6 protein-coding genes are annotated in these 4575 nt (G+C 39.1%); 2 read left to right on the forward strand and 4 right to left on the reverse strand.

The window, feature by feature from the left end; translation table 11 throughout:
• Nucleotides 1-37: 37 nt before the first annotated feature.
• From efp to JFV29_RS28565, 4 genes are all read right to left on the reverse strand, one after another.
• Nucleotides 38-595 carry an elongation factor P gene (efp, locus tag JFV29_RS28550; RefSeq protein ID WP_034308328.1) on the reverse strand — a complete coding sequence of 186 codons (558 nt, stop codon included), beginning with the start codon at nucleotides 593-595 and terminating at the stop codon, nucleotides 38-40.
• A gap of 26 nt (nucleotides 596-621) precedes the next feature.
• Nucleotides 622-1683 (reverse strand): M24 family metallopeptidase, encoded by a 1062-nt coding sequence (locus tag JFV29_RS28555; RefSeq protein ID WP_098176752.1) that lies wholly within the window; start codon nucleotides 1681-1683, stop codon nucleotides 622-624.
• A gap of 1 nt (nucleotide 1684) precedes the next feature.
• Nucleotides 1685-2131 carry a type II 3-dehydroquinate dehydratase gene (gene aroQ / locus JFV29_RS28560; protein WP_056526000.1) on the reverse strand — a complete coding sequence of 149 codons (447 nt, stop codon included), beginning with the start codon at nucleotides 2129-2131 and terminating at the stop codon, nucleotides 1685-1687.
• Nucleotides 2132-2224: 93 nt separating this feature from the next.
• Nucleotides 2225-2746: a YqhR family membrane protein gene (locus tag JFV29_RS28565; protein WP_201188187.1), complete on the reverse strand. Its 522-nt coding sequence runs from the start codon at nucleotides 2744-2746 to the stop codon at nucleotides 2225-2227.
• 356 nt (nucleotides 2747-3102) lie between these two features.
• Between JFV29_RS28565 and JFV29_RS28570 the strand changes: the two genes are divergently transcribed.
• Together JFV29_RS28570 and JFV29_RS28575 are read left to right on the forward strand one after the other, a co-directional pair.
• Nucleotides 3103-4056, forward strand: coding sequence for a DUF1385 domain-containing protein (locus JFV29_RS28570; protein WP_056526006.1), 954 nt, complete (start codon nucleotides 3103-3105; stop codon nucleotides 4054-4056).
• Nucleotides 4057-4192: 136 nt separating this feature from the next.
• Complete coding sequence (locus JFV29_RS28575; protein WP_053346927.1) at nucleotides 4193-4567, forward strand: SA1362 family protein; 375 nt, start codon at nucleotides 4193-4195, stop codon at nucleotides 4565-4567.
• Nucleotides 4568-4575 lie beyond the last annotated feature (8 nt).

Genomic DNA, 4575 nt, shown 5'->3' on the forward strand with positions numbered 1-4575 from the left:
AAACTGAGCCCGAGATATAATCTCGGACTTCTTCTAATTATGCGCGTGATACGTATGAACCTTCGTTTGTATTGATCAATAATTTGTCACCTTGATTGATGAAGAATGGCACTTGAACTGAAAGGCCTGTTTCAAGTACAGCTGATTTTGTTCCACCTGAAGATGTATCGCCTTTAATACCAGGCTCTGTTTCTGCAACTTCAAGTTCAACTGTGTTAGGAAGCTCGACACCAAGTGTTTCGGCTTGGAAAGTCATAATATGCACTTCCATATTTTCTTTTAGGAATTTTAATTCGCGTTCAATACTTGAAGCTGGTAGCTCGATTTGGTCGTAAGTTTCGTTATCCATAAAGACATGGCTGTCTCCACTTGCATAAAGGTACTGCATTTTGCGGTTTTCAATATGTGCTTTCGCCACTTTTTCACCCGCACGGAATGTTTTCTCTTGGATGGATCCTGTACGAAGATTACGAAGCTTAGAACGTACAAAGGCAGCGCCTTTACCTGGTTTAACATGTTGGAACTCGATAACCTGCCAAATTCCATTATCTACTTCAATTGTAACACCTGTGCGAAAATCGTTTACAGAAATCATAAAATTGTCCTCCTACATGTACATGTTTACAGAATGATTAACTCTTTTGATGAATGTGTAAGTGCTTCGTTACCTTCTATTGTAACGATTGTATCATCTTCAATCCGTACTCCGCCAACTCCCGGTAAATAAATACCCGGCTCAACGGTAACAGCCATACCTGGTTCTAGAATGATATCAGACCTCAAGGATAATGCTGGACCTTCATGAACTTCAAGACCAATTCCATGTCCTGTTGAATGTCCAAAATACTGTCCAAATCCTTTTTCTTCAATTAAATTACGAGTTAGTGCATCCGCTTCCCTGCCTGTCATCCCAGGTTTTATCCCGGCCATGCCACGCAGTTGCGCTTCTAAAACAATGTCATAAATATTAATAAGTTCTTCACTTGGCTGGCCAACTGCTAATGTCCGAGTTATATCAGACACATACCCGTTATAGTACGCCCCATAATCTAATGTGACAAAATCGCCTTTTTCAATGATTTTATTCGTAGCCACTCCGTGCGGAAGAGCAGATCTTTTCCCAGAAGCAACAATAATATCAAAGGAAGAAGAGGTGGCCCCTTGTTTCCTCATAAAGAATTCAAGCTCATTGGACACATCCAGCTCTGAAATTCCTGGGCGCATAAAATCCAGAATATGTGTAAAGGCAGCATCAGCAATAGCAGCCGCTTCCTTTAATATCTTAATCTCTGATGAGGTCTTTATCAAGCGTAAATTCTCAATTACTCCCGACACCGGCAAAAGTTGTCCTTCAATGACCTTTTCGTATGCTTTATATGTCGCAAAAGTCAGATGATCTTGCTCAAAGCCGAGTATGCTTATATTCATCTCTTTAGCCTGTTTACCGACTTCTTCAATAATTGTCCCCTTGTGTTGAACAATTTCAAAGTCTGCTGCCTGCTTGCCCGCTTGTTCTACGTATCTGAAATCAGTAATGAATTTAGCTTCTTTTTGGGAAATTAAAACAACACCGGCACTTCCAGTAAAATTGGTCATGAATCGGCGGTTATATGTACTGGTAATCAAAAAACCATCAATGCCCACCTTTTCCATTGAGGCTCTTAAACGTTTCAGATTATTCATTTTATTTCTCCCCCTTTGCAATCTTTGTAATCGCCTGCAAAGCCAATTCATATCCGTGTATCCCCAAGCCGACAATCTGTCCCGCCGACACCGGTGCGGTAACTGATTCATGCCGAAAGCTTTCACGGGCATGGATGTTCGAAATATGTACTTCCACAACTGGAACATCAATTCCGGCAATTGCATCGCGAATCGCATAGCTATAATGAGTAAATGCTCCTGGATTAATAATAATCCCGTCTATCCCATGATCTTCTGACCAATGGAGCTTATCGATAATCGCTCCTTCATGGTTAGATTGAAAACAAGTGATTTCCACATTTAACCCTTGAGCCTGCTGTTGTAATAGAGTTTCCACATCCAAAAGCGTCGAAGACCCATAATGCGCAGGCTCACGTTTCCCTAAGCGATTTAAATTCGGACCGTTAATTAATAAGATTTTTGTCATTATCAAACACCTGCTCATAATTAAAAGAATGCTTTCCATGAACATTCTATCATAATTACAAATTGTCTTACTACTTTTTTACAACCCAGGCGTTCAGCTTCTCGACTGATTTTCAGCACCTTTATTATTATTATTATGACGAATATATTCCTGATGGTCGTAAGAAATAGAATATCCGACAAAAAGACCGTATAAAATAAAAATACAGATACTGGTTATAATGGACTTTGACGACATTTCCGAAAAGGATGGCAAATCAGAGAACATCGGTTTTAAGACAAATATCAGCAAAGCCCAGCAAACGGCACCAAAAAAAACACCTGAAAGAATACTTTTCATTTTTCTAAAAAGTCCATAGTATATTAAAGCAATCCCCACGGACAGAATTCCGAAGACGAGCATGGTCATCACCGTACCAAGCCAGCGATCGATCCATGTCATATTCGACCAAGAAGTAAGTATAAATTTGGGGCTAAACTCCATAAAATTAAAATAATGTGCTATTATTCCGGCAAAACTGGCAAGGAGCCCTCCAACAAAACCGATAGCTAATACATTGTTGATTAACATGATTCTATTTTCCTGTTGATTTTGTCCTTTTTCATTAGAAGACATATCAAACACCTCCGCTACGTAGTATGCCCTTTGTTAAATAGAACTATTTTATTTTATCCGTAGTGAGGAGATTTACTAGAGGTTTTTGGATTTATTCTGTATGATAAAAACATAAATAATGTGCTTTTTTCAGAGGATTATGTCCATCCTCTGTTGAATTTTATATGTACACAGGATACTTCTTTCCTGCGATTCATCATTCATAAAGTATTTGCAAGGAGTAGTCCTCCATTTATTCGTCCCTTGATCTTTGAGAGGGGCGGTTCTATAGGGTCTTATACCTTGTGAATACTTGATAATAAACATGATAGCACCCATGAGAGAGCTACGTGAATAACTATTAGGTTGGTGTAGAAATGTCTGAGGTTCAAAAACCTGTTTATGGAGGGCAGGCTGTAGTGGAAGGCGTCATGTTTGGCGGCAAACACCATACAGTCACTGCTGTCCGCCGCAAAGATTCAACGATTGTGTATTACCATATACCGCGTGAATCCAAGCCTGCTGTCAATCGCTTAAAAAAAATACCGTTTTTACGGGGAATTGTCTCACTGATTCAGTCGAGCGCTACCGGCTCAAAACATCTAAACTTTTCCACAGAGCAGTATGAAGAAGAAGGCGGGGAAAAGATAGAAGAAAAGAAAACAGAAACAAAGGAATCTTCAAAACTAAGTGTATGGCTTGGAGTTGCCGTAATCGGGGTACTTTCCTTCTTATTTGGTAAATTGCTGTTTACACTGATTCCAGTCTTTCTTGCAGCATTAACAAGACCTATTTTTCCTGGTCATATGGCTCAGGTTTTAATGGAAAGCTTGTTTAAGTTGATATTACTGCTCATTTACATTTACCTAGTATCCATGACACCATTAATCAAGCGAGTCTTTCAATATCACGGTGCAGAGCATAAAGTGATTAATTGTTTTGAAAGCGGGAAAGAATTGACTGTCGCCAATGTGCAGGCAAGTTCACGGCTTCATTATCGTTGCGGTAGCAGCTTTATTTTATTTACTGTCATTGTTGGTATGTTTGTCTATATGCTCGTCCCAATCGACCCTTTATGGCTACGTGTCGTGGATCGAGTGTTACTTATTCCCGTCGTGCTTGGCATTTCCTTCGAGGTATTGCAGTTGACAAACAAAGTGAGAGATATTCCAGTTCTGCGTTACCTTGGTTATCCTGGTCTTTGGCTTCAATTATTGACTACAAAAGCTCCTTCCGACGATCAGGTCGAAGTCGCATTGGCTTCCTTTCATGAACTGTTAAGGTTGGAAAAAAGGACGGAAAAAGGTTTAGAAACGGATGTTATTGTGTAAAACATCTATCACAATATGATTATGAAAAATCATATACTAAACAAAGAGAATAATCTTCATTTTTTCAAATATTTTACATGAATAATGTTTAAAATAAGCTAGAAATGCTTATGATGCTCTTAAGGAGGTGTCTTTGTTGAAACGTTTCATATCATTCATGATATACGGAATCATCGCCCTCGGAGTCCTCGGACTAATGAGCCGACTGTTTAATGACCCGATTGGCTTTTTTAGAAACATTCTTATAATTGCCATTGTCGCAGGGATTATTTATATGATTTATACCGGATTAACAAAGGGAAAACCAGTAAAAAAAGAGCAACAGGCGTTTCGAAAGGCTGCACGCCAATCGAAAAAAAGGCTAAAGAACCGAACTTCGAAAAAGGATAATGTGGCTAGCTTCTCTGCAGCAAAATCGTCTAAAAAAATAAAAGTGCGAAAGAAATCAGATAGTCACTTAACCGTCATCGAAGGGAAAAAGAATAAAAAGAAAAATCGGGCTTCTTTTTAAGAGCCCGA

This window comes from Peribacillus sp. TH16 (assembly GCF_016651095.1).
GTDB lineage: Bacteria > Bacillota > Bacilli > Bacillales > DSM-1321 > Peribacillus > Peribacillus butanolivorans.